Origin of the sequence: Kitasatospora misakiensis (assembly GCF_042656005.1) — a bacterium.
Lineage (GTDB): Bacteria > Actinomycetota > Actinomycetes > Streptomycetales > Streptomycetaceae > Kitasatospora > Kitasatospora misakiensis.
The window spans coordinates 1-23,843 of sequence record NZ_JBHSOF010000067.1 but is presented as its reverse complement, the minus strand read 5'-3'; the positions used below and the strand labels follow the sequence as shown (position 1 = coordinate 23,843).

Annotated in this window: 19 protein-coding genes; 13 read left to right on the top strand and 6 right to left on the bottom strand. The window is 74.2% G+C overall.

Annotated elements, in window-relative coordinates:
- Positions 1-17: 17 nt before the first annotated feature.
- From ACFP3U_RS32985 to ACFP3U_RS32960, 6 genes are all read left to right on the top strand, one after another.
- Positions 18-1,025 carry an ATP-grasp domain-containing protein gene (locus ACFP3U_RS32985; protein ID WP_380229435.1) on the top strand — a complete coding sequence of 336 codons (1,008 nt, stop codon included), beginning with the start codon at positions 18-20 and terminating at the stop codon, positions 1,023-1,025.
- Complete coding sequence (locus tag ACFP3U_RS32980; RefSeq protein WP_380229434.1) at positions 1,022-1,933, top strand: ATP-grasp domain-containing protein; 912 nt, start codon at positions 1,022-1,024, stop codon at positions 1,931-1,933. The genes ACFP3U_RS32985 and ACFP3U_RS32980 overlap by 4 nt, the downstream gene beginning before the upstream one ends.
- Positions 1,934-1,985: 52 nt before the next feature.
- Entirely contained in the window at positions 1,986-2,852 is an 867-nt protein-coding gene (locus tag ACFP3U_RS32975) for a putative RNA methyltransferase (protein WP_380229433.1), read from the top strand.
- A 150-nt stretch (positions 2,853-3,002) separates the two neighbouring features.
- Positions 3,003-4,460, top strand: coding sequence for an AAA family ATPase (locus ACFP3U_RS32970; protein WP_380229432.1), 1,458 nt, complete (start codon positions 3,003-3,005; stop codon positions 4,458-4,460).
- The gene (locus ACFP3U_RS32965) at positions 4,457-4,846 is read left to right on the top strand and encodes a nucleotide pyrophosphohydrolase (protein WP_380229431.1); all 390 of its coding nucleotides are present in this window, start codon (positions 4,457-4,459) and stop codon (positions 4,844-4,846) included. The genes ACFP3U_RS32970 and ACFP3U_RS32965 overlap by 4 nt, the downstream gene beginning before the upstream one ends.
- 147 nt (positions 4,847-4,993) lie before the next feature.
- On the top strand, positions 4,994-5,686 hold the full coding sequence (locus tag ACFP3U_RS32960; protein ID WP_380229430.1) for a DUF6099 family protein: 693 nt from the start codon (positions 4,994-4,996) through the stop codon (positions 5,684-5,686).
- Here the strand turns inward: ACFP3U_RS32960 and ACFP3U_RS32955 are convergent.
- Positions 5,608-5,826 (bottom strand): hypothetical protein, encoded by a 219-nt coding sequence (locus ACFP3U_RS32955; protein WP_380229429.1) that lies wholly within the window; start codon positions 5,824-5,826, stop codon positions 5,608-5,610. The two genes, ACFP3U_RS32960 and ACFP3U_RS32955, sit on opposite strands and share 79 nt — an antisense overlap.
- A gap of 715 nt (positions 5,827-6,541) precedes the next feature.
- Positions 6,542-7,531: a 2,3,4,5-tetrahydropyridine-2,6-dicarboxylate N-succinyltransferase gene (gene dapD / locus ACFP3U_RS32950; protein ID WP_380229428.1), complete on the bottom strand. Its 990-nt coding sequence runs from the start codon at positions 7,529-7,531 to the stop codon at positions 6,542-6,544.
- A 134-nt stretch (positions 7,532-7,665) separates the two neighbouring features.
- Between dapD and ACFP3U_RS32945 the strand changes: the two genes are divergently transcribed.
- The 3 genes from ACFP3U_RS32945 to argF all read left to right on the top strand — a co-directional run bounded on the left by ACFP3U_RS32945 (position 7,666) and on the right by argF (position 12,915).
- Entirely contained in the window at positions 7,666-9,087 is a 1,422-nt protein-coding gene (locus tag ACFP3U_RS32945; RefSeq protein ID WP_380229444.1) for a hypothetical protein, read from the top strand.
- Positions 9,084-11,810 (top strand): polynucleotide kinase-phosphatase, encoded by a 2,727-nt coding sequence (locus ACFP3U_RS32940; protein ID WP_380229427.1) that lies wholly within the window; start codon positions 9,084-9,086, stop codon positions 11,808-11,810. Before ACFP3U_RS32945 ends, ACFP3U_RS32940 begins: the two co-directional genes overlap by 4 nt.
- A gap of 103 nt (positions 11,811-11,913) precedes the next feature.
- On the top strand, positions 11,914-12,915 hold the full coding sequence (gene argF / locus ACFP3U_RS32935; protein WP_380229426.1) for an ornithine carbamoyltransferase: 1,002 nt from the start codon (positions 11,914-11,916) through the stop codon (positions 12,913-12,915).
- Between the two features lie 28 nt (positions 12,916-12,943).
- Here the strand turns inward: argF and ACFP3U_RS32930 are convergent, their stop codons facing one another.
- Entirely contained in the window at positions 12,944-13,495 is a 552-nt protein-coding gene (locus tag ACFP3U_RS32930; RefSeq protein WP_380229425.1) for a superoxide dismutase family protein, read from the bottom strand.
- 172 nt (positions 13,496-13,667) lie between these two features.
- Entirely contained in the window at positions 13,668-14,075 is a 408-nt protein-coding gene (locus tag ACFP3U_RS32925; protein WP_380229424.1) for a type II toxin-antitoxin system VapC family toxin, read from the bottom strand.
- 377 nt (positions 14,076-14,452) lie between these two features.
- Here ACFP3U_RS32925 and acnA point away from each other — a divergent pair, with 377 nt between their 5' ends.
- Positions 14,453-17,101 carry an aconitate hydratase AcnA gene (acnA, locus tag ACFP3U_RS32920; protein ID WP_380229423.1) on the top strand — a complete coding sequence of 883 codons (2,649 nt, stop codon included), beginning with the start codon at positions 14,453-14,455 and terminating at the stop codon, positions 17,099-17,101.
- 148 nt (positions 17,102-17,249) lie between these two features.
- Here acnA and pepN read toward each other — a convergent pair whose 3' ends face one another.
- Entirely contained in the window at positions 17,250-19,814 is a 2,565-nt protein-coding gene (pepN, locus tag ACFP3U_RS32915) for an aminopeptidase N (RefSeq protein ID WP_380229422.1), read from the bottom strand.
- 242 nt (positions 19,815-20,056) lie between these two features.
- Between pepN and ACFP3U_RS32910 the strand changes: the two genes are divergently transcribed.
- On the top strand, positions 20,057-20,707 hold the full coding sequence (locus tag ACFP3U_RS32910; RefSeq protein WP_380229421.1) for a mycothiol-dependent nitroreductase Rv2466c family protein: 651 nt from the start codon (positions 20,057-20,059) through the stop codon (positions 20,705-20,707).
- A gap of 89 nt (positions 20,708-20,796) precedes the next feature.
- Here the strand turns inward: ACFP3U_RS32910 and ACFP3U_RS32905 are convergent, their stop codons facing one another.
- Positions 20,797-22,203 (bottom strand): amino acid permease, encoded by a 1,407-nt coding sequence (locus ACFP3U_RS32905; RefSeq protein WP_380229420.1) that lies wholly within the window; start codon positions 22,201-22,203, stop codon positions 20,797-20,799.
- A gap of 358 nt (positions 22,204-22,561) precedes the next feature.
- On the opposite strand from ACFP3U_RS32905, the gene ACFP3U_RS32900 reads away from it, so the two are divergent.
- Both ACFP3U_RS32900 and ACFP3U_RS32895 read left to right on the top strand, forming a co-directional pair.
- On the top strand, positions 22,562-23,158 hold the full coding sequence (locus ACFP3U_RS32900; RefSeq protein WP_380229419.1) for a biotin transporter BioY: 597 nt from the start codon (positions 22,562-22,564) through the stop codon (positions 23,156-23,158).
- A gap of 129 nt (positions 23,159-23,287) precedes the next feature.
- Positions 23,288-23,779, top strand: coding sequence for a ribose-5-phosphate isomerase (locus ACFP3U_RS32895; RefSeq protein WP_380229418.1), 492 nt, complete (start codon positions 23,288-23,290; stop codon positions 23,777-23,779).
- Positions 23,780-23,843: the final 64 nt, after the last annotated feature.

Sequence of the window (23,843 nt, the reverse complement as noted above, 5' to 3'; positions counted from 1 at the left end):
AGGGGGATGACTGGCTCATGAGGCTCTGCTTTCTGGTGGAGGAGCACTACCGGCACGACGGCATGCCGCTCGACGTCGTACGCCAACTCACCGCGTGGGGACACCGGGTGGACGTGCTGCGCCCCGGCGACTCGCTGATGGCGATCTCCGAGTCGGTCCGCGCCGGCAGCCACGACGCCTGGGTGCTCAAGACCGTCTCCGGCGGGCCCGGCCTCACCCTCCTGGAGGCCGCCGCCGCCGTCGGCCTCACCACCGTCAACGACGTCCGGTCCATCCGCGGCGTCCGCGACAAGGCACTCGCCTCCGTGATCGCCCGCACCCGTGGGCTGCCCGTCCCCGTCACCTACGCGGCCGCCCGCTGGGAGCGGCTCGCCGAGATACCCGCGGCCGAGTACCCGCTGGTCGTCAAGCCCGCCGACGGCAGCTCGGGGCGGGCCGTGCGGCTCGTCCGCGACCCCGGGCACCTCGCCGAACTCGGCCCGCTGCTGGCCGGCGAGGGCCTGCTCATCGCCCAGCCCTACGTCCCCAACTCCGGCACCGACCTCAAGGTGTACTGCGTCGACGGCGAGCTGTACGCGACCGAGCGGCGCTCGCCGCTCAACCCCGACCAGGGGGTGAAGGAGCGGCAGGTGCCGCTGCCCGCCGAGGTCGCGCGGATCGCCGCGCAGGTGGGCGAGGTGTTCGGGCTCGACCTCTACGGCGTCGACGTGCTGCTCGGGCCGGACGGGCCGGTGGTCGTCGACGTCAACGACTTCCCGAGCTTCCGTCAGGTGCCGGACGCGGTCGCGCGGGTCGCGCGGGCGGTCCTGCGGCTGGCCCGCACCGGCACGGCGGTCACGGCGCCGGCGGTGGCGCTGGACGCGTCGGCGCTGGGCACGGCGGCGCTGGACGGGGCGGGACTGGAGGCGGTCGGCGCCGGGGTCGGTGGTACCGGCGGTGCCGGTGGAGTCGGTGTGGGTGGAGCCGGCGTGGGCGGTGTCGGGGTCGGCGGTGTCGGGGTCGCGGGCCTCGGTGGCGCGATATGAGGATCGGACTGATCACCTCCGCCCCGGACCACCCGGTGCTCGCCGCGACCACCGCACTGCTGACCGCGCGCGGCCACCACGTCGAGGCCCTCGACCCGACCGGCCCGCCCCCCGGTTCGCCCGCGGACGTCTACCTGCTCAAGGCCCGCAGCCCGGCGGCCCTCGCCCTCGCACGCGAGCTGGAGGAACGCGGCGCACCCGTCGTCAACCCGGCCGCCGCCACCGAGCTCTGCCAGGACCGCGTGGCCATGGCCGAACGCGCCCGGCGCGCCGGACTGCCCTTCGCGCCCACCCGCGCCGCCGCCGACGCCGCCGAACTGCTCGGGCTGGTCGAGGCGGGCGAACTCCGCCTCCCGCTCGTCGTCAAGAGCCGGCACAGCCGCCGCCACGACCTCGTCACCCGCGTCGACGACCCGGCCGGGCTGCGCGCCCTCGCGCGGGAGTGGCCCGGCGAGCCCGTCGTCGCCCAGCCCTACCTGTCGAGCAACGGTTGGGACCAGAAGCTGTGGGTCGTCGCCGGACAGCTGTTCTGCACCCGACGGCGCTCCGAGCTCGCCGGCCCGGAGCATCCCGAACTACCCGACGCCGCCGCCGGGTTCGGGCCGGCCGAGCTGCCCGCCGAGCGGGCCCGGATCGCCCTGCGGGTCGGCGAGGTGTTCGGCCTCGACGTCTACGGCGTCGACCTGCTGGACGGGCCCGCCGAACCGGTCCTCGTCGACGTCAACGCCTTCCCGGGCATCCGGGGGCAGGCCGGGGCGCCCGAGGTGCTCGCCGCGCTCGCCCTGCGCATCGGCGGCGCCGCCCCCGTCGTCCCCGCCGCCCCCGTCGTCCCCGGCCCGCGGGTGGACGGCGCCGACGCCCGGACGCCCGCGCCGGTGGATGCGGGACCGGGCACCGCCGCTGGTTAGGCTGGCACCCCCGGCCGGAGCACGCGACCGGACCGCGAGAGAAGACGGACCCTTGCTGCAGGACATCGAGCCCTACCTGGCCTGCCCGCACTGCGCGCAGCCGCTCACCCTCGACGGGCGCGCCCTGCGCTGCCCCGGCGGGCACAGCCACGACATCGCCAAGCAGGGCTACGTCAGCCTGCTCGCCGGCGACGCCCACACCGGCACCGGGGACACCGCCGACATGGTCGCCGCCCGCGGCGACTTCCTCGCCGCAGGCCACTACCGGCCGATCGCCGACGCCCTCGCCGAGGCCGCGACGGCCGCCGGGCCTGTCGCGGAGGCTGGGACCGTCGCGGCCGGCGGGCCCGGGGGGCTGGTCGTCGACCTCGGTGCCGGCACCGGTCACTACCTCGCCCACGTCCTCGACGCCCTGCCCGGACGGCCCGGCGCTGCCCTGGACATCTCCAAGTTCGCGCTGCGCCGCGCCGCCAAGGCCCACCCCCGGATCGGCGCGGTGGTCTGCGACGCCTGGCGGCCGCTGCCCCTGCTGGACGGCTCCGCCGGGCTGGTCCTCAACGTGTTCGCCCCGCGCAACGGCCCCGAGATCCGCCGCGTGCTGCGGCCCGGCGGCACCCTGCTCCTGGTCTCGCCCACCGCCCGGCACCTGCGCGAACTCGTCACCGCCCTGGGGCTGTTGTCCGTCGACGAGGAGAAGCAGCGGCGCATCGACGAGAAGCTCGGGCCCTACCTGGCCCCGGCCGGACGGCGCGAGGTGGAGTTCACCATGAGGCTGTCCGCCGAGGACGTGCGGACCGTCGTCGGCATGGGGCCGAGCGCCTGGCACACCGACCCGGCCCGGCTGGCGGAGCGGCTCGCCGAACTGCCCGACCCGGTCGAGGTGACGGCCTCCGTGACCGTCGCCGCCTACCGGCGCTGACCCGGCGCCGACACGGCGGGCTGTTCGCGCCCGCCGTGTTTCGATCCCGCGTCCGCGGTGGCCCGGCCTGGCGTCCGTCGCCACCCCGATGGGATGAATCTGCCGGGCAGGCACGTTTCTGCCGCCCGACCGGCGGCTAACGTCCGACGGGTGAACCGCGACGCCACCCGTCCCGCCGTGCCGGCCCACCCGCAGCAGCGCAGCCCGGAACCGGGCCCGCCGACGACCGCCCGGCGCCCGATCGTCGAGGAGATCCGGCTCACCTCCTTCAAGTCCTACCGGCGCGCGACCCTCCCGCTCGCGCCCCTCACCGTGCTGCACGGCCCCGCCGGCGTCGGCAAGTCCAACGCGCTCGACGCCCTCGCCGTCCTCTCCCGGCTCGCCCTCGGCGAGGAGATCCGCGACTCCCTCGACGGTCGGCCCGGCACCACCGGACCGCTCGCCGCCCCCGTCCGCGGCGGCCTCGCCGGCTGCGTGCCGCACGGCCGCAACGCCTTCATCCTCGGCTGCACCGTCCGCTCCCCGGACGGGCCGATCGCGCTCGAAGTCGTCGTCCGCACCGACGGGCCCGTCCGCATCGCCCGGGAACAGCTCACCCTCGACGGCCGGACCCTCGTCGAGACCGGCGAACAGGACCTGCGCAACCACCGCGTCAACGTCAGCTGGCACAACGACACCCGGCAGGGCGACATCCGCGCCCCCTTCCCCAGCGGCACGCTGATCACCGCCCAGATCCCGCTGCGCGTCGCCGGTTCCTCGCCCGGCGAACGCAAGGTCCTCGCCGCCGCCGAACAACTGCTCACCGCGCTGCGCGAGGTCTTCCCCGTCTGCCCCGTCCCCGCCCTCATGCGCGGCTGGGCCCGCCCCCACCCGCAGGCCCGGCTGCTCAGCACGGCCGCCAACATCTCCGCCGTCATCGCCCGGCTCAGCAACGAGTGCGGCCGCCGCTACGGGCAACTGCTGCGCGTCGTCCAGTCCGCCGCCCCGCACCCGCTGCTCGGCCTCGACCTCGCCCACCGCGGCAGCGGCGCCGACCGACGCGTGCTCGCCGTGTTCGACGAGGGGCTCCTCGGCCGCACCGGAGCCGACCAGGCCTCCGACGGCATGCTCCGCCACCTCGCCTTCGCCGCCGTGCTGCTCACCGGCGCCGGCGTGCTCGACCTCGACGTGGCCACCGAGGTGCCGTGGGCGCAGCGGCAGCTCACCGTGCTCGCCGAGGACCTCGGTGCCGGACTCGGCACCGACCAGACCGCCTCGCTGCTGCGGCTCGCCCACGACATGTCCGGGCGCAACCAGCTGCGGGTGCTCGCCACCCTCCAGGAACCGGCCGCGGCGCGGGACGCGCTCGGCGGACCGGGCGAACTGCCGCCCGGGGCGGCACTGGTGGAGTGCCGGCGCGATCCCGGCTCGGGCCTCACGGTGCTGCGCACCGAGACGGCCCGGGTGCCGGTCCAGGCGGCGCGGGACGGCTCCTCGGCGGGGGCCTTCCCGGCGGCGGGACCGGCCACCGGCCCGGTGGCCGAGCCGGTGGTCGAGGCCGTGGCGGAGCCCGTGGTCGGACCTGAGGTCGGCCCGGCCGCAGGCGATACGGTAGACCTGGACGGGTGAACGAACGAAAGACGGAACCCACCGGGCCGAGCCTGGAGGAGCTGCGACAGCGGCTCACGGAGTTCGCCGCGGCCCGCCGCTGGGAGCCCTTCCACACGCCCAAGAACCTCGCCTCGGCCCTGACCGTGGAGGCCGGTGAGCTGCTGGAGATCTTCCAGTGGCTCACGCCCGAGCAGGCCGCCGCCGTGATGGCCGACCCCGACCGCGCCCACCGGGTGCGGGACGAGGTGGCCGATGTGCTCGCCTACCTGCTCCAGTTCTGCACGGCCGTCGGCGTCGATCCGCTCACCGCCCTGGCGGCCAAGATCGAGCGGAACGAGCAGCGCTTCCCGATCCCCGGCACCCCCGCCGGAGACGACGAGGTCAACCCGGAGAGCCGCCCATAGTCCTTGTGGGGGATGCGAGTTGTCCACAGCCCCCGGGTTGTCCACAGCTTTCCAATGTCCGGATGCGAGGCCCACCCACCCCGAAGCACCCTCTCCCCGTGACCGCGTGGCAGGGCGCCACGCGGGCGACGGAAGGGGTGTCCGGCCGTGGAAGCGCTGCGACTGATCAAGACCGCCCGGCACGCCCTGGCGGAGACCAGGAACGTTCCGGACGTGCTGGCGGAGGCCCGGCAGGCCGCGCTGCTCACCGAGGCGGTGGCCACCCGGCTCGCGAGGTCGGGCGAGGAGGAACTCTCGGGCCTCGGTCAGCTGTTGGCCGAGGCGGCCACCCACGCCGCCTGCTGCCTGGACCATCCGGAGGAGGGCGCGTCGTCGGTGGCGGCCTTCGGACCGGGCGGCCGGGCCCGGAGACTCACCGAACTCGGCGAGCTCGGGCCGATGCTGGACGAACTCGGCGTCCTCCTGCGGGACATCGGGGAGACGCTGGTCGTGCTGGCCTGTGGCGCCGACACCGAGAGCCTCTACTGGGCGTGCATCGACGGGGTCGACGCGGGAGCGGAGTGCACCCAGCTGGTCGGCCAGCTGCGGGACGCCGTGCGGCGGATGGCGGGCGAGCGGCCCGAGGAGTACGACGCGGAGCTGTGCGAGGCGGTGGAGGAGCCGCCTGGGGAGCCGTTCGAGCCGGACGGTGCTCTACGGCTCCCCGAGCCGGCGGCGGAGCGCGAGGAGCGGTTACTGGTGCTCCGGCTCGACCCGCCCGGTCAGCGGGCGGCGGAGGGCCCGCCGTCCTCGGCGGCGGCGGTCGGGGCGGGGGAGGTGGTACGGGCACCGGTGGCCTGAAGGTCGGCGAGGTCCGCGGTCAGCGAGGCGAGCAGCTCCTGCATCTGCTCCAACAGGCTCTTCGGGGCGGTCGGCGCCGCCGCCCCGTTGGCGGTGGGGTACTGCGAGGTGGCGGACGCCTCGAACCAGGGCTCGGACATGAGGGGACCTCTTCGGATCGGTGGTGCGGTGTGAATCGGTGGCGGACGGCCGGACGCGGCCTCGCCGCTGCAACCAACGAACACCCCGCCGCGGCGGTCACCGGGCACCACCCGATGCGGTCCAACCGCTCCCACGGGTAACCCGCCCGGGTGACGCCCGGCTTGCCGCCACCGACCGGCCTGGGCTACACCCGGCCGACCGGCCGACCGGCCGACCGGCCGACCGGGCGACCGCCGATCCCCGTCACCTCGGGCGAAGGGGTGACCAGGGGCTTCGGGGCCGGCGGCCCGCCCCCTGCGGCGGGCCCCCCACGGGACAGGACAGGGCGGGGCAGGGGAGTGGAGTGGGCAGGGGAGCGTGGGAAGGGCACGGGCGGGAGGCGGGAGGCGGGAGGGAGGGGAGGGGGAGGGGGGAGGGGGTGGGCCCCGCGCGCGAGGCGTGGGGGCCGCCCCGAAAAAAGCCTCCTCCGCCACCGGAGCGGAGCCGTTTGGGGTGGTGGTGTGCTCCGAGGCACGCCTCGGAGCACACCACCACCAGCTGGAGGAGCACGGACGGCGCGAGCGGAGGTGGAGTGAGAAGTCGGCCCCGCCGACTTCCCACTCCACCTCCACCTCCGCCCGGTCGGCGATCGAAAGCGCGCCGAACGGCTGATGCCGGGCTTCGAGCCGTGGCTCGAAGCCCGGCATCAGCGGCCGGACCCTACGGACGGGCGGGTCAGTTGTGGGCGTGGAGGTCGGCGTTGAGGCCGCCCCAGGAGCCGGAGCGGGCGATGACCTCGACGGCGCCGCTCTGGGAGTTGCGGCGGAAGAGGAGGTTGTCCTGGCCGGACAGCTCGACGGCCTTGGCCACGGTGCCGTCCGGGGTGGTCACCCGGGTGCCGGCGGTGACGTAGAGGCCGGCCTCGACGACGCAGTCGTTGCCGAGCGAGATGCCGATGCCCGCGTTGGCGCCGAGCAGGCAGCGCTCGCCGACGGAGACGACCTGCTTGCCGCCGCCCGACAGGGTGCCCATGATCGAGGAGCCGCCGCCGATGTCGCTGTGGTCGCCGACCACGACGCCGGCGCTGATCCGGCCCTCGACCATCGAGGTGCCCAGGGTGCCCGCGTTGAAGTTGACGAAGCCCTCGTGCATCACGGTGGTGCCGACGGCCAGGTGCGCGCCGAGACGGACGCGGTCCGCGTGGGCGATGCGCACACCGGACGGGGCGACGTAGTCGGTCATCCGCGGGAACTTGTCGATCCCGTAGACGGCGAGCTGCCCGCCCTGGGCGCGCACGGCCAGCCGCGCCTGCTCGACCCTGTCCACCGGGACCGGGCCGATGCTGGTCCACGCCACGTTGGCGAGCAGCCCGAAGACACCGTCGAGGCTCAGGCCGTGCGGCCGGACCAGGCGGTGGCTGAGCAGGTGCAGACGCAGGTAGGCGTCGTGCGCGTCGAGCGGCTTCTCGTCCAGCGAGGTGATGGTGGTGCGCACGGCGACCACCTCGACGCCGCGGCGCGCGTCGGTGCGCAGGGCCTCGGCGGCACCCGCGCCCAGCTCGGCCTCGGCCTGCTCGACGGTCAGGAGGACGGTCCCGGCCGGGCCGGGCTCGGCGGTCAGCGCGGGGGCCGGGTACCAGGTGTCGAGGACGGTGCCGTCCGCGGCGATGGTGGCCAGACCTGCGGCAACGGCGCCGCTCACGGGGGTGGTGGATTCTGCAGTCACATCGTGCACGTTAACGAATCCGGGCCGCCGGTGCCGAACGCGCTCACCGTCCGGACGGGTCGGCGGGCCGCGACGCACCGGAGGAAATCCGGCTGTCGGGCGGGCTGGGCTCGGCGATACTCGGACGGGTGTTCATGTTGATCTCCGCCACCGGAACCGCCGGGAGCCCCGCCACCGACCTGGCGCGCCTGCTGCACCGGCGCCCGGACGAGGTGCACCAGGTCTCGACCGCGTTCGGCGAGGCGCACGTGTTCTTCCCCGAGGCCGACGCGGACCGCTGCACGCTCGCCCTGCTGGTGGAGGTCGACCCGGAGGCGCTGCTCCGCGGGCGGCGCGGCAAGGGGCAGCCGCCCGTGACGCGCGACGAGTCCGTCGACGACCGCCCGTTCGCCGGGTCCTCGTTGCTCGCGGCGGCGCTGCGGACGGTGTTCCGGCAGCCGCTCGGGCAGCCGCCCGCGCCCGAGGGGGACACGGCGCTGCCGCTGGAGATCGAGCTGCCGGTCGTCCGCGCGGACCGGGAGCCGGAATCCACCCCGGGCGGTGACGGGGTCACGCTGGTGCGGCGGCTGTTCGAGCCGCTGGGCTGGCGGGTCGAGGCGGCGGAGGTGCCGCTGGACGCCGCCCCCACTGCCCCCGGCCCTGACCGCGCCGTGGAGCCGGCGCACCCCGGCCCCGGCGGTTCGCCGTACGTGCGGCTCCGGCTGGCCGCGCCGGCGGTCCGGCCGGCTGAGGCGCTGCGGCAGCTGGTGGCGCTGCTGCCGGTGCTGGACGGTGCCGCGCCCCACTGGGTGCCGCCGGAGCGGCCGGGCGCCGACCGGCTGTTCGCCGCCCATCCGGAGCGGGCCCTGATCGCCCGCCGGCTGGCCCGGCACGACGACGCCGTGACGCAGGCCGAGGACGAGAAACGCGGCGAGGGCGCGGCGGTGCGGGCCGTGCTGGGCGCGCTCGGGGCGACGCGGGTGGTGCACCTCGGCTGCGGGCACGGCGCGCTGCTCGCCGAACTGCTCGGGGACGGTCGGTTCGCCGAGTTGCTGGGGGTGGACGTCTCACCGGCCGCCCTGGCCGTGGCCGCCCGTCGCCTCGGGCTGGAGCGGACGGCGGACCCCGCGCCGGAGTGGGAGCTGCGGGCCGCCCCGGGCCGTACCCGGCTCCGTCTGGTGCAGGGCGCGCCGATCTACGCGGACGCCCGTTCGACGGGTTTCGACGCGATGGTGTTCGCCGCCCCGGCCGAAGCCCTTGCCGAGACAGCGGCCGAGGGGACAGCCGAGGAGCCGGCCGACACCTCGACGGAACGGGTGACGCCCGCCGCGCACCCGGCGTACCTCGAGTACGCGGTGTTCGGCGCCGCACGTCCACCGGCGGCGGTGGCGACCGCCCCGCCCGGAGCCGACGGCGCGGCCTTCGCCGCCTGGGCGCGGCGGACGGCCACCGGGTACGGCTACGCCGTCACCCTCCACCCCGCCGACGGCGCGCCGGCACCGGCAGGACCGCGACCGCCCCGACTCGCCCTCTTCGAACGCGACACCCCGGCCACCGGAGGAGGTGGGCCCCGATGACCGAGCCCGACCCCGCACCCCGCACGCCCACCCCTGCACCGACCCCGGCCGCCCACCCCGTCGTCCAACCCGTCGCCCACCCCGTCGTCCCCGTGACCGAGGGCTCCCTCGTCGTCCTCGTCGGCACCAGCGGCGCGGGCAAGTCGACCTTCGCCCGCCGCCTGTTCCGCCCCACCCAGGTGGTCTCCTCCGACACCTGCCGAGCCCTGGTGGCCGACGACGAGAACGACCAGTCCGCCTCCGCCGACGCCTTCGAACTGCTGCACTTCCTGGTCGGCAAGCGCCTGGCCGCCGGCCGGCTGACCGTCGTGGACGCCACCAACGTGCAGGCGGACGCCCGCAAGCGGTTGCTGGCCGTCGCCCGGGAGCACGACGCGCGGGCGGAGGCGATCGTGCTGGACGTCCCGGTGGGCGTGTGCGCCGAGCGCAACCGCACCCGCCCGGACCGCGAGCTGCCGGCGTACGTGATCCCGCGCCAGCACCGGGAGCTGCGCGCGTCCCTGCCGGGTCTGGAGAAGGAGGGCTTCCGCCGGGTGCACGTCCTGCGCGGCGTGGCCGAGGTGGCGGGCGCGGAGGTGGTGCTGGAGCGGCGGCGCGCCGATCTGCGGCACCTGACCGGACCGTTCGACCTGGTCGGCGACGTGCACGGGTGCCGTGCCGAGTTGGAGACGCTGCTGGGGAGGCTCGGCTACCGGCTGGTGCGGGACGCGGCGGGCCGCCCGGTGGACGCGGTGCCGCCGACCGGCCGCACGGCGGTGTTCGTCGGCGACCTGGTCGACCGCGGCCCGGACACCCCGGGCGTGCTGCGGCTGGTGATGGGCATGGTGGCGGCGGGTCACGCGCTCTGCGTGTCGGGCAACCACGAGCTGAAGGTGGCCCGCGCGCTGGACGGCGACCGGGTCACCCTCTCCTACGGGCTGCGCGAGTCCATGGAGCAGCTGGCGGCGGAGCCGGAGGCGTTCCGGGCCGAGGTGCGGGAGTTCCTGCGCGGCCTGGCCGACCACTACCTGCTGGACGGCGGCGCCCTGGTGGTGTGCCACGCGGGGTTGCCGGAGCGGTACCACGGGCGCTCCTCGGGCCGGGTGCGCGCGCACGCGCTCTACGGCGGGACGACGGGGGAGACCGACGAGTACGGCCTGCCGGTGCGTCACGCGTGGGCGGAGGAGTACCGGGGGCGGTCGCTGGTGGTGTACGGGCACACGCCGCTGCCGGTGGCGAGTTTCCTGCACAACACGGTCTGCCTGGACACCGGTTGCGTCTTCGGCGGTGCCCTGACGGCGTTGCGCTACCCGGAGCGCGAGCTGGTCCGGGTGGAGGCGGAGCGCCAGTGGTACGCGCCGGTCCGGCCGTTGCTGAGCGGCGCGCCGGGCGGACGCGAGGGGCGTCCGCTGGACGTGGCGGACGTCGCGGGACCGCACGCGGTGGGGACGGCGCTGCTCGGGACGGTGGCGGTGCGGGCGGAGAACGCCGCCTCGGCGCTGGAGACGATGGGGCGGTCCGCGGTGGATCCCCGGCTGCTGGTCCACCTGCCGCCGTCGGTGCCGTCGGTGCAGCCGGTGGCGGGCGCGCGCCGGCCGGGGTATCCGGAGCATCCGGACGAGGCGTTCGCCGGGTACCGGGCGGACGGGGTCGGTGAGGTGCTCTGCACGGAGCTGCTGCCGGGGCCGCGTGCGGTGGTGCTGGTGGCGCGGGACGACGCGGCGCTCGCGCGGCGGTTCGGCCCGGCGGGTCCGGGGGCGGTCTGGTCGCGGCGCGGCCGGGCGCTGTTCGGCGCGGCGGAGGAGACGGCGGTACTGCTCCGGTTGCGGGCGGCGGCGGAACGGTCGGGGCTCTTCGACGAGCTGGGGAGCGACTGGCTGCTGCTGGACGCCGCGCTGACGGGCCCGCCGCGCTCCCTCACCGGCACGCCGTCCACCACCGGCGTGTCACCCGCCGCCGGGACGGCCCCCGAGGGGGTGCGGCATGCCCGGAACGCGGCGGTCGCCGCCGCGGCGGGGGCGGTGCTGCCGCCGGTGCTGGCCGCGCTGGAACGCGCCACCGCCCGGGGGCTGGACGTCGCCGGGCCGCTCGACCGGCAGCGGGGCCGGGCGGCGGACGTGCGGGCCTTCACCGAGGCGTGCCGGCGCGCCGCGTCCCCGGCGCGCCCCGGGCTCGCGCCGTTCCAGCTGTTGGCCGCAGAGGGGGTGAACCTCGCGACCCGTCCTCAGCGCGAGCACCTGGCCCGGATCGACCGCCTGGTCGACGCCGACCGGACGGCCCCCGCCCCCACCCCTACGTCTGCCCCCGTCCTGCACCGGATCGCCCGCCGGTGGGTGGACACCGCCGACGAGGCGTCGACGGCCGCCGCCGTCGCGTGGTGGGAGGAGTTGGTCGGGGCGGGCGGCGCGGGCCTGGTGGTCCGTCCGCCGGTGTCCCCGACCCGGACGGCTCCGGGGACGGGCCGGCCGGGCGGACTGGTGCAGCCGGCGGTGCAGGTCCGCAGCCTCGACCACCTGAGGCTGCTCCACGGCCCGGACCACCCGCGGCGGCCGGACCACCCGCGGCGGCCGGGCCGGTCGCCCGGCGGCGCGGACGGGCTGCGGCGTTCGCTGGCGCTGCGCGAGTACGCGCTCGGGCTGGAGGCGCTGGACCGGTTGGCGGCGGGGGAGCCGCTGTGGCGGGTGCACCAGCCGGTGTTCGCCGTGCTCGCCCTGGCCTCGGAGCCGGTGCACCCACCACGGTGAGCAACCGGGCAGTCGAGCAGTCATGCATACAAATTCTGAGCATCGTATAGACTTGCTGCCTTCCAGTCGCCCGTCCCCTTCACCGTCACCCCAGGAGCCCGGCATGGCGTACAACCTCCGGAACAGGCACTTCCTCAAGGAGCTCGACTTCACGCCCCAGGAGTTCCGCTTCCTGGTGGACCTCGCCGCCACGCTCAAGGCGGCGAAGTACGCGGGCACCGAGCAGCCCCGGCTGCGCGGCAAGAACATCGCGCTGATCTTCGAGAAGACCTCCACCCGGACGCGCTGCGCCTTCGAGGTGGCCGCGCACGACCAGGGCGCCACCACCACCTACCTGGACCCGGCCGGCTCGCAGATCGGCCACAAGGAGTCGATCAAGGACACCGCCCGGGTGCTCGGCCGGATGTTCGACGGCATCGAGTACCGCGGGCACGGCCAGGCGGTGGTCGAGGAGCTCGCCGCGTACGCGGGGGTGCCGGTCTGGAACGGCCTCACCGACGAGTGGCACCCCACCCAGATGCTCGCCGACGTGCTCACCGTCACCGAGCACACCACCAAGCCGCTCACCGAGGTGGCGCTCGCCTACCTCGGGGACGCCCGCTCCAACATGGGCAACTCGCTGCTGGTGACCGGCGCGCTGCTCGGCATGGACATCCGGATCGTCGCGCCGCGCGCGCTCTGGCCGGACGAGGAGGTGCGCAAGGCCGCGCAGGCGCTCGCCGAGACCAGCGGCGCCCGGATCACCCTCACCGAGGACGTCGCCGAGGGTGTGGCCGGCGCCGACTTCCTCTACACCGACGTCTGGGTCTCGATGGGCGAGCCCAAGGAGGTCTGGGCCGAGCGGATCGCGCTGCTCAAGCCGTACCAGGTGTCGATGGAGACGGTGCGGGCGACCGGCAACCCGCAGGTCAAGTTCCTGCACTGCCTGCCGGCCTTCCACGACCTCGGCACGGTGCTCGGCCGGCAGCTGTTCGAGGAGACCGGCATGGCCGAGCTGGAGTGCACCGACGAGCTGTTCGAGTCGGCGCACTCCGTCGTCTTCGACCAGGCCGAGAACCGCCTGCACACCATCAAGGCCGTCCTCGTCGCGACCCTCGGCGGCTGACCGAGGGACCGGACCCATCCCACCTCGACTACCGAGCGTCGTCCGCCAGGCCGTCCAGGTTGACGCAGGCGACCCGGTCGGCGGCGCGGTGCGCACCGGCGGGGCTGCCGGCGTGCAGCACCAGGGAGCGGGCCTCGCCCGGTCGGGGCCGCCAGGCCACCGAGGTGGCGGCCGTGCCCTCGCCCCGGCCGTCGGTGCGCAGGGCGAGCCGCAGCTCGTTGAGGTCGTTGGCGTACGCGGGGTCGGTGGACGGGCTGACCGGGTCCACCACGTCCTGGTAGTGCGGGCCGGACGCGGCCGGGTCGGCCCCGCACGGGCCGGTGTGCAGGTGCACCGGGAAGTCGTGGTCGGCGGCGACCCCGGCCAGGCTCATCGTGAGGATCGTCCGGCCGGGCACCGAGCGGTCGACGATCACCCGCACGTGCGAGCCGAACGGCACCAGGTCCGGCGCGTGGCTGATCGCGGTCGGCGGGACGAAGGCGGTGGCCGGGTCGAAGTCGGCCTCGGTGACCGAGACCGGGGAGGCGGCGGGCGCCAGCAGGGCGAACGGGAGCAGGGCGGCGGCGAGCGGAGCGGGCATCGGCGGACCTCTTCGGGTGGGGGCGCACCCCGGCCGGGGGCGCGGCAGGCCTGACAGCCGGTTCAACGGCCCGCGGCACTCCCCGGACACGCCCGCGACGCCGGAACGGACGCGCCCGCGACGCCGCAACGGGCACGCGGACGCGCCCTGCCCCTCCCCGCGCAGGCGCGCCCTACCCGCCGGACCGGCCGATCCCCCGGATCTCGCACCGCGGCCCACTGGCCCGCATCAGTCGCAGGTCGGCCGTGACCAGCGGCGCCCCGACCCGCTCCGCCACCGCCACGTACGCGGCGTCGTCCGGGGTGAGGTTGTCCTTGAGCTCCCAGATCCGGCCGAGCAGCGGCTCGACCGCGATCTTGCGGATCGCCAGCCCGGGCAGTTCGGCGACGAGTTCGGCGACCCGTTCGGCGGTGAGCTCGCGCGCCAGGTAGAGGCCGCGCAGCGACTGCATCACCTCGACGACGACGTGCTCGGGTGCCACCCACTCGCCGTCGGCGGCCAGTTCGGCGCGGGCGGCGGCACCGCGCTCGCCCTCGTCGGCCAGCGCGAGCACCAGCGCGGACGCGTCCACCACGATCATCGGTCGGCCCCCGGTTCGTTCGGCATGTCACTCCGCGGCCACCGTACCGGGGGCGGTCGGCCGTCAGCCCTGGCGGAGCACCGGGGCACCCGGAGGCCGGGGGTCGTGCCGGGGCACGGATCGTGTGAGGCTGGGTTCCACAGCGGTAGGCCGCACCCCGCACCGGCAGGCCGGAGGTGGTGCCGACGTGGCGGACGCGGCGCCATGCACTATGGTTTATCTCGACATCGAGATAACTCCGCCTTACGATATATCTCGACATCAAGATACTTGCCGAGAGGCGCTCACCGGCGGTGCGGGCCAGGTCAACCTAAGTAAGGCTGACCTTACCACCGTGGCGGCCGGATACCGCACGAAGCACCTAGAAGGAGTCAGTCGTGTCCGCGAACAGCTTCGACGCCCGCAGCTCGCTGCAGGTGGGCGACGAGTCGTACGAGATCTTCAAGCTCTCCGCCGTCGAGGGGTCCGAGCGGCTGCCCTACAGCCTCAAGGTGCTGCTGGAGAACCTGCTCCGCACCGAGGACGGCGCCAACATCACCGCCGACCACATCCGCGCCCTCGGTGGCTGGGACGCCGACGCGCAGCCGAGCCAGGAGATCCAGTTCACGCCGGCCCGCGTGATCATGCAGGACTTCACCGGTGTGCCGTGCGTGGTCGACCTCGCCACCATGCGTGAGGCCGTCAAGGAGCTGGGCGGCGACCCGGCCAAGATCAACCCGCTGGCCCCGGCCGAGCTGGTCATCGACCACTCCGTCATCGCGGACAAGTTCGGCACCCCGGACGCCTTCGTCCAGAACGTCGAGATCGAGTACGGCCGCAACAAGGAGCGCTACCAGTTCCTGCGCTGGGGCCAGACCGCGTTCGACGAGTTCAAGGTCGTCCCGCCGGGCACCGGCATCGTCCACCAGGTGAACATCGAGCACCTGGCCCGCACCGTCATGGTCCGCGGCGGCCAGGCCTACCCGGACACCTGTGTCGGCACCGACTCGCACACCACCATGGTCAACGGCCTGGGCGTGCTGGGCTGGGGCGTCGGCGGCATCGAGGCCGAGGCCGCCATGCTCGGCCAGCCGGTCTCCATGCTGATCCCGCGCGTCGTCGGCTTCAAGCTGACCGGCGAGCTGCCGGCCGGCACCACCGCCACCGACCTGGTGCTCACCATCACCGAGATGCTGCGCAAGCACGGTGTGGTCGGCAAGTTCGTCGAGTTCTACGGCGACGGCATCGGCTCGATCCCGCTGGCCAACCGCGCCACCATCGGCAACATGTCGCCGGAGTTCGGCTCGACCTGCGCGATCTTCCCGATCGACGCCGAGACGATCAACTACCTGAAGCTCACCGGCCGCGACGCGCAGCAGCTCGCCCTGGTCGAGGCGTACGCCAAGGAGCAGGGCCTCTGGCACGACCCGTCGGTCGAGCCGGTCTACTCCGAGTACCTGGAGCTGGACGTCTCCACCGTCGTCCCGTCGATCTCCGGCCCGAAGCGCCCGCAGGACCGCGTGATCCTGGCCGAGGCCGCCGCCAAGTTCGCCGAGGCGCTGCCGACCTACTCCGCCGAGGCCTCGAAGCCGACCGCCGTCACCGCCCCCGACGGCTCGTCCTACGAGATCGACAACGGCGCGGTCGTGATCGCCTCGATCACCTCCTGCACCAACACCTCCAACCCCTCCGTCATGCTGGGCGCCGCCCTGCTGGCGAAGAAGGCCGTGGAGAAGGGCCTCACGGTCAAGCCGTGGGTCAAGACCACCCTGGCCCCCGGGTCCAAGGTCGTCATGGACTACTACGAGAAGGCCGGCCTGCTCCCCTACATGGAGAAGCTGGGCTTCAACCTGGTCGGCTACGGCTGCGTCACCTGCATCGGCAACTCGGGCCCGCTGCCCGAGGAGGTCTCGGCCGCGGTCAACGAGTCCGACCTGGCCGTCGTCTCGGTGCTCTCCGGCAACCGCAACTTCGAGGGCCGGATCAACCCCGACGTCAAGATGAACTACCTGGCCTCCCCGCCGCTGGTGGTCGCCTACGCCCTCGCCGGCAACATGAACGTCGACATCACCAAGGACGCCCTGGGCCAGGACGCCGACGGCAACGACGTCTTCCTCGCCGACATCTGGCCGTCCGAGCAGGAGGTGGCCGCCACCGTCGCCGGCTCCATCGACGAGGCCATGTTCGACAAGGGCTACCAGGACGTCTTCGCCGGCGACCACCGCTGGCAGTCGCTCCCGGTCCCGACCGGCAACACCTTCGAGTGGGACGCCGAGTCCACCTACGTCCGCAAGCCCCCGTACTTCGAGGGCATGGCGAAGACCCCGAGCCCGGTGACCGACATCACCGCCGCCCGCGTCCTCGCCAAGCTGGGCGACTCGGTCACCACCGACCACATCTCCCCGGCCGGCAACATCAAGCCGGGCACCCCGGCGGCGCAGTACCTGACCGCCAACGGTGTCGAGAAGCGTGACTTCAACTCCTACGGCTCGCGCCGTGGCAACCACGAGGTCATGATCCGCGGCACCTTCGCCAACATCCGCCTGCGCAACCAGATCGCGCCGGGCACCGAGGGCGGCTACACCCGCGACTTCACCCAGGCCGACGGCCCGGTGTCGTTCATCTACGACGCCTCGCAGAACTACCAGGCCGCCGGCACCCCGCTGGTCGTCCTGGCCGGCAAGGAGTACGGCTCCGGCTCGTCCCGCGACTGGGCCGCCAAGGGCACCGCGCTGCTCGGCGTCAAGGCCGTCATCGCCGAGTCCTACGAGCGCATCCACCGCTCGAACCTCATCGGCATGGGCGTCCTGCCGCTCCAGTTCCCGGAGGGCCAGACCGCCGACTCCCTCGGCCTGACCGGCGAGGAGACCTTCTCCTTCACCGGCGTGACCGAGCTCAACGAGGGCCGCACCCCGAAGACCGTCAAGGTCGTCGCGGGCGACAAGGAGTTCGACGCGGTCGTCCGCATCGACACCCCCGGTGAGGCGGACTACTACCGCAACGGCGGCATCCTGCAGTACGTGCTGCGCAGCCTGATCAACGGCTGAGCATCCCGCCAGGCCTGAAGGGGCCGGACCGCGTTCGCGCGGTCCGGCCCCTTCCGCATGGGTCGGGGCACCCACCGGGAAACGGCCGGGCCCGCCGCGACGCGTGTCACAGCGGGCCCGGTGAACAGTCAGCCCCGGTCAGCCCGGGTCAGCCCCGGTCGCAGGCCTGCGCCCGCAGCGCGCGGGCCAGGTCGTCCCGGCGCTCCAGCACCAGCCGGCGCAGCGCGGGCGCCGCGTCCGGGTGGCCGGACAGCCAGGCGTCCGCCTCGGCCAGCGTGGCCTCGTCGACCTGCGCCTGCGGGAAGAAGCCGCCGACGATCCGCATCGCGATCTCAATGGTGCGCTCGGCCCAGACCCGCTCCAGCAGCTTGAAGTAGGGCGCCGCGTAGAGGGCCGTCAGGTCGCGGTGCGCGGGCACCCCGAAGCCGGCGATGTTGGCCTCGACGAGCGCGTTGGGCAGCTCCTCGGAGTCGATCACGGCGGACCAGGCGGCGGCCTTGGCCTCCGGGGTCGGCCGGGCGGCCAGGCACTGGGTGTACTGGCGGCGGCCGCTCGCGGTGTTGTCGGCGGCGAACTCCCCGGCCAGCTCCTCCTCGCCGGCCTGCCCGGCCGCGGCCAGGGTCAGCCAGAGCGCCCAGCGCAGCTCCTGGTCGACCTCCAGGCCGTCGATCCGGGCGGTGCCGGCCAGCAGGCCGCGGACCAGGCCGAGGTGCTCGGAGCCGTTGGCGGTCTGCGCCAGGAAGCGCGCCCAGGCCAGCTGGTGGTCGCTGCCGGGGGCGGCGGAGCGCAGTTCGCGCAGCGCGCTGTCGGCCAGCAGCCGGCCGCCCTCGCCGCGCCAGGCCGGGTCGGCGTAGAGGTCGACGGCGCCCTTGGCCTGGGCGTGCAGCGACTGCAGGACGCCGATGTTGGCCTCCTGCCCGGCGAACCGCAGGACCAGCGCGACGTAGTCGCGGGCCGGCATCAGGGCGTCCCGGGTGAGGTTCCAGACGGCGGACCAGGCGAGTGCGCGGGCCAGGTCGTCCTTGATGTCGCCGAGGCCGGTGCGCAGGGTCTCCAGCGACTCCTCGTCGAAGCGGATCTTGCAGTAGGTCAGGTCGTCGTCGTTGAGCAGGACGAGCGCGGGCCGGGCGTGGCCGGCGGCCCCGGTGACGACGGTGCGGGCGCCGGTGACGTCCAGTTCGAAGCGCTCGGTGCGCACCAGCGCGCCGTCGGCGTCCCGGTCGTAGAGGCCGACCGCGATCCGGTGCGGGCGCTGGACATCGCCGTCCTGGAGGACGGCGAGTTCGGTGATCCGGCCCTCGGCGTCGACGGTGAGCTGCGGGGTGAGGGTGTTGACGCCGGCGGTCTGCAGCCAGGCGGCGGCCCAGGACTTCAGGTCGCGGCCGCTGGTCTCCTCCAGGATGTCCAGCAGGTCGGCGAGTTCGGTGTTGCCGAAGGCGTGCCGCTGGAAGTAGCGGCGGGCGCCCTCGAAGAAGGCGTCGGCGCCGGCGTACGCCACGAGCTGCTTGAGCACCGAGGCGCCCTTGGCGTAGGTGATGCCGTCGAAGTTGAGCTTGGCGTCCTCGAGGTCCCGGATGTCCGCGGTGATCGGGTGGGTGGTCGGGAACTGGTCCTGCCGGTAGGCCCAGGCCTTGCGCTGGTTGGCGAAGGTGACCCAGGCGGCCCGGTAGCGGGTGCCGGCGCCGACCAGGCCGTAGGAGCCCATGAAGTCGGCGAAGGACTCCTTCAGCCACAGGTCGTCCCACCAGCGCATGGTGACCAGGTCGCCGAACCACATGTGCGCCATCTCGTGCAGGACGACGTTGGCGCGGGCCTCGTAGGCGGCGTCGGTGACCTTCGAGCGGAAGACGAACTCCTCGCGGAAGGTGACGCAGCCGGGGTTCTCCATGGCGCCGATGTTGTACTCGGGGACAAACGCCTGGTCGTACTTGCCGAAGGGGTACGGGTAGTCGAACTTCTCGTGGAAGAAGTCGAGTCCGAGCTTGGTGACGCCGAGGATCTCGTCGGCGTCGAAGTACGGGGCGAGCGACCTGCGGCAGAGCGCGGCGAGCGGGATGTCCAGCACGGTGCCGTCGGCGAGGGCGCGGCTGTAGTGGTCGCGGACGACGTGGTACGGGCCGGCGACGACGGCGGTGAGGTAGGTGGAGATCGGCCGGGTCGGCTCGAACTCCCAGGTGCGGGCGGCGCCGTCCTCGGTGACCGTCCGGTGCGGGGCGTTGGAGCGGACGTCCCAGGCGGCCGGGGCGGTGACGGTGAAGTCGAACGGGGCCTTCAGGTCGGGCTGTTCGAAGGTGGCGAAGACCCGGCGGGCGTCGGCCGGCTCGTAGTGGGTGTAGAGGTACGTCTCGCCGTCGGCCGGGTCGGTGAAGCGGTGCAGGCCCTCGCCGGTGCGGCTGTAGGCGCAGTCGGCCTCGACGGTGAGCGTGTTCTCGGCGGCGAGGCCGTCGACGTGCACCCGGGCGCCGTCGTAGGCGGTGGCCGGGTCGAGGGAGCGGCCGTTGAGGGTGACGGCGCGGACGGCGGGGGCGAGCAGGTCGAGGAAGGTCGCCGCGCCCGGCTCGGCGCAGCGGAAGGCGATGGTGGTGGTGGACCGGAAGGTGGCGGCCGCCGGGTCGGGGGCCGAGGTCACGTCCAGCCGGACTTGGTAGCTGTCCACGGTGAGGATGCTGGCCCGCTGCTGGGCTTCGTCGCGGCTCAGGTTCTTGCCCGGCACGGCGGTACTCCTTTGTCCGGCTCGCACGGTGGTGCGGTCTTCACTGGTGCGCTGGTGCGGCGCTTACGGGCGCTGCGGGGGCATCCTTTCACGCCATCTTCACCGGTACCATTGCACAACTCGGCGGGGTGGGCCGGAATCAGCGGCGCGGTCCGGGCGTTGGCGGTGACGGGGGATGGCCGTGCGTCCGTGCGGTCCGCGACACCGCACCTCTTCCGGACGATTCTCGAAGGACGACAGCTGTGACGACTGCCGCTGAGGCCACCGGCGCCGCCGAGCGCAAGACCGCCGACTTCTGGTTCGACCCGGCCTGTCCGTGGGCCTGGATGACGTCCCGCTGGCTGATCGAGGTGCAGCAGCTGCGCCCGGTGGACGTGAACTGGCACGTGATGAGCCTGTCGGTGCTGAACGAGCACCGTGACCTGCCGCCGAACTACCGGGAGCTGCTGGACAACGCCTGGGGCGCGGTGCGGGTCTGCATCGCCGCGGCGCAGCAGCACGGCGGCGAGGTGCTGGGCCGGCTGTACACCGAGCTGGGCACCCGCTTCCACAACCAGGGCCTGCCGCAGAACCGCGAGACGATCGAGGCGGCGCTGGCCGCGGCCGGTCTGCCGGTGGAGCTGGCGGACGCCGCCGGCACCGACGCGTACGACGAGGCCCTGCGCCTCTCGCACAAGGAGGGCATCACCCTGGTCGGCGAGGACGTCGGCACCCCGGTGATCGCGGTCGAGGGCGCGGACGGCGAGCGGGTCGCGTTCTTCGGCCCGGTGGTGACCCCGATACCGCGCGGCGAGGCCGCGGCCCGGCTGTGGGACGGCACGCTGCTGGTCGCCTCGACCCCGGGCTTCTACGAGATCAAGCGGACCCGCACCGCGAGCCCGTCCTTCGAGTAGCCGGCCCGGACCGACGACCGACGGCCGGGGGCCGGCGCCGATCATCGGCGCCGGCCCCCGGCCGTACGGGTGGACGAGGTGGCGGGCGGTCAGCGGGAGGCGTCCCGGCGCTGCTTGACCAGGCCGGCCACGATGAGCGCCACGACCAGCACCCCGGCCGCGTACAACTGCTGGCGGTTGCCCTCGGTGGTGGTCATCAGCGCCAGGATGGCGACGACGGCGGCCAGCGCGACCCAGGTCAGGTACGGGTAGCCCCACATCCGGACGGTGACCAGCTCGGGCGTCTCGCGCTCCAGCCGGCGGCGCATCCGCAGCTGGACGACGCAGATGAACAGCCAGACCACCAGGATGGCGACGCCGGTGGTGTTCATCAGCCAGGTGAAGACGGTGTCGGGCCAGAACTTGGCGGCCAGGACGGCGCCGAAGCCGAACAGGCAGGAGGCCAGCACGGCCCGCCGGGGGACCCCGCCGCTCACCTTGGCGAGGGCGCGCGGGCCTTGGCCGCGGCCGACCAGCGAGTAGGCCATCCGGGAGGCGCCGTAGATGTTGGCGTTCATCGCGGACAGCAGCGCGACCAGCACCACCACCTGCATGATCGCCCCGGAGCCGGGCACGCCGAGGTGACGCAGCACGGTGACGTAGGGGCCGTCGGCGACGACGGCCGGGTCCTGCCAGGAGACCAGGGTGACGACCAGGGCCATCGAGCCGATGTAGAAGACGGCGATCCGCCAGACGGCGGTGCGCACGGCGTTGGCGACGTTGCGCTTGGGGTCGTCGGACTCGGCGGCGGCGATGGTGACGGTCTCCAGGCCGCCGTAGGCGAACACGGAGGCGAGCAGGCCGACGATCAGTCCGCTGGTGCCGTTGGGCAGGAAGCCGCCCTGGCCGGTGAGGTTGGCGGTGCCGGGGGAGCCGGGGCCGAGCACGCCGGCCAGGCCGAGTCCGCCGAGCACCAGGAAGGCGATGATCGCGGCGACCTTGACGGTGGCGAACCAGAACTCGAACTCGCCGAAGTTCTTCACCGCGGTGAGGTTGCTGGCGCAGAAGAACACCATGAACAGGGCGACCCAGACCCAGGCGGAGACGCCGGGGACCCAGCCGTTGACGATCTTCCCGGCGGCGGTGGCCTCGGCGGCGACGCCGCAGCAGAGCATCACCCAGTACATCCAGCCGGCGGTGATCCCGGCCCAGGTGCCGATCTCCTTCTCGGCGTGCACCGAGAAGGAGCCGGAGGCGGGGCGGGCCGCCGACATCTCGCCGAGCATCCGCATGATCAGCATGACCAGCAGGCCGGAGAGCACGAAGGCCAGGATGATGGCGGGTCCGGCCGCCGCGATGCCCGCGCCGGAGCCGACGAAGAGGCCGGCGCCGATGACGCCGCCGAGCGCGATCATCGAGAGGTGGCGCTGCTTGAGCCCGTGCGAGAGCTGCTGGCCGCCGCCCGGGGGAGCGGGCGTGGTGGTCCCGGGCGCCGTGGGCGCGGTGGTGGGGGCCATGGGGATGGGATCCAGACTGTTCGACATGCGGTGCGAGTTGCCCAATATCCGGGGATGAGGCCGTCAGCGCCAAGAATGCCCGAGTCGGGCCCAGAATGCGGACCGAATGGTGACTTTTCCCGTTCGGACGGTCACGGTCCGTACCCGGAACGGGGCCTGGGGCGCCGGGAGGGGCGGGACCCGACAAGGCGGGGCGCCGGGCCTTTGTCCGGATCCCCGGCGGTGCTCGGCGTGATCGCCGCGTAGGTTCGGAGTGATCACTCACCCGCTCCGACCGATCCCGCGGATCCCGCAGATCCCGCCGATCTCGCGCATCCAGCCGATCGTCCGGAGCCGAACCGTGCCGAGGAGAAGCCCGATGGCCATCGCCAGCACCCCCCTCCCCAGTCGTGCCGTCCTGGCCGACCTGCTGCCCGCCGCCGGTACCCGCCTCGGCGGGCAGGTCCGGGACCTCGCCCTGGTCGCCGGCGGCGCCGCCGTCACCGGCCTGGCCGCCCAGCTGTCGGTGCACGTCCCCGGCTCGCCGGTGCCGGTGACCGGCCAGACCTTCGCCGCCCTGCTGGTCGGCACCGCCCTCGGCGCCCGCCGCGGCGTCGCCTCGCTCGGCCTCTACCTGCTGGCCGGCATGGCGGGCGTGCCGTGGTTCGCCCAGGCCTCGGCCGGCTGGTCGGCGGCCTCGCTCGGCTATGTGATCGGCTTCGTGCTGGCCGCCGGCCTGGTCGGCGCCCTGGCCCGGCGCGGCGCGGACCGCTCGCCGGTGCGCACCGCCCTCGCGATGGTCCTCGGCAGCCTCGCCATCTACGCGGTCGGCGTCCCCTACCTGGCCTTCGCCCTGGACGTGCCGCTGGCCCGCGCCGCCGAGCTCGGCCTCTACCCGTACCTGGTCGGCGACGCCCTGAAGGCCGCCCTCGCGGCCGGCGCCCTCCCGCTCGCCTGGAAGCTGCTCCGCAAGTGACGCGAGTGAGCCGACGCGAATGAGCTGACGCGGTGCCCGTCCCGGAGTCGGCCCCCTCCCGGAGCCGGGCCCACGCGCCCCCGGGCCCCCTGCGGGGTCCGGGGGCGCCCGCATGCCACACTCATGGGCATGCGCGTGTACCTGGGCTCCGACCATGCCGGATACGAACTGAAGAACCGCCTCGTGGAGTGGCTCAAGGAGGCCGGCCACGAGCCGGTCGACTGCGGGCCGCACATCTACGACGCCCTCGACGACTACCCGCCGTTCTGCCTGCGGGCCGCCGAGCGCACCGCCTCCGACCCGCAGGCGCTGGGCGTCGTGATCGGCGGCTCGGGCAACGGCGAGGCGATCGCCGCCAACAAGGTCAAGGGCGTCCGCGCCGCACTGGCCTGGAGCGAGCAGACCGCCGCGCTCGGCCGCGAGCACAACAACGCCAACGTCATCTCCATCGGCGGCCGGATGCACACCGAGGAGGAGGCGACCAAGTTCGTCGAGATCTTCCTCAACACCCCGTACAGCGGCGACGAGCGGCACACCCGCCGGATCGACATGCTCGCCGTGTACGAGACCACCGGTGAGCTCCCGCCGATCCCGGCCCACCACCCGCAGCAGGAGGGCTGACCCTCCCGGCCCTCCCACCCGTTCCGGCCCTTCCGTGACCGGCCGCGCCCCCGACGGCGCGGCC

Bases quoted from the DNA above. Each gene is read 5' to 3' on its own strand.
- ACFP3U_RS32985 (WP_380229435.1), top strand. From the start codon at position 18: ATGAGGCTCTGCTTTCTGGTGGAGGAGCACTACCGGCACGACGGCATG.
- ACFP3U_RS32925 (WP_380229424.1), bottom strand. From the start codon at position 14,075: ATGATCGTGGTGGACGCGTCCGCGCTGGTGCTCGCGCTGGCCGACGAG.
- ACFP3U_RS32895 (WP_380229418.1), top strand. From the start codon at position 23,288: ATGCGCGTGTACCTGGGCTCCGACCATGCCGGATACGAACTGAAGAAC.
- ACFP3U_RS32940 (WP_380229427.1), top strand. From the start codon at position 9,084: ATGACCGAGCCCGACCCCGCACCCCGCACGCCCACCCCTGCACCGACC.
- ACFP3U_RS32900 (WP_380229419.1), top strand. From the start codon at position 22,562: ATGGCCATCGCCAGCACCCCCCTCCCCAGTCGTGCCGTCCTGGCCGAC.
- ACFP3U_RS32905 (WP_380229420.1), bottom strand. From the start codon at position 22,203: ATGGCCCCCACCACCGCGCCCACGGCGCCCGGGACCACCACGCCCGCT.
- ACFP3U_RS32955 (WP_380229429.1), bottom strand. From the start codon at position 5,826: ATGTCCGAGCCCTGGTTCGAGGCGTCCGCCACCTCGCAGTACCCCACC.
- ACFP3U_RS32930 (WP_380229425.1), bottom strand. From the start codon at position 13,495: ATGCCCGCTCCGCTCGCCGCCGCCCTGCTCCCGTTCGCCCTGCTGGCG.
- argF (WP_380229426.1), top strand. From the start codon at position 11,914: ATGGCGTACAACCTCCGGAACAGGCACTTCCTCAAGGAGCTCGACTTC.
- ACFP3U_RS32945 (WP_380229444.1), top strand. From the start codon at position 7,666: ATGTTGATCTCCGCCACCGGAACCGCCGGGAGCCCCGCCACCGACCTG.
- ACFP3U_RS32980 (WP_380229434.1), top strand. From the start codon at position 1,022: ATGAGGATCGGACTGATCACCTCCGCCCCGGACCACCCGGTGCTCGCC.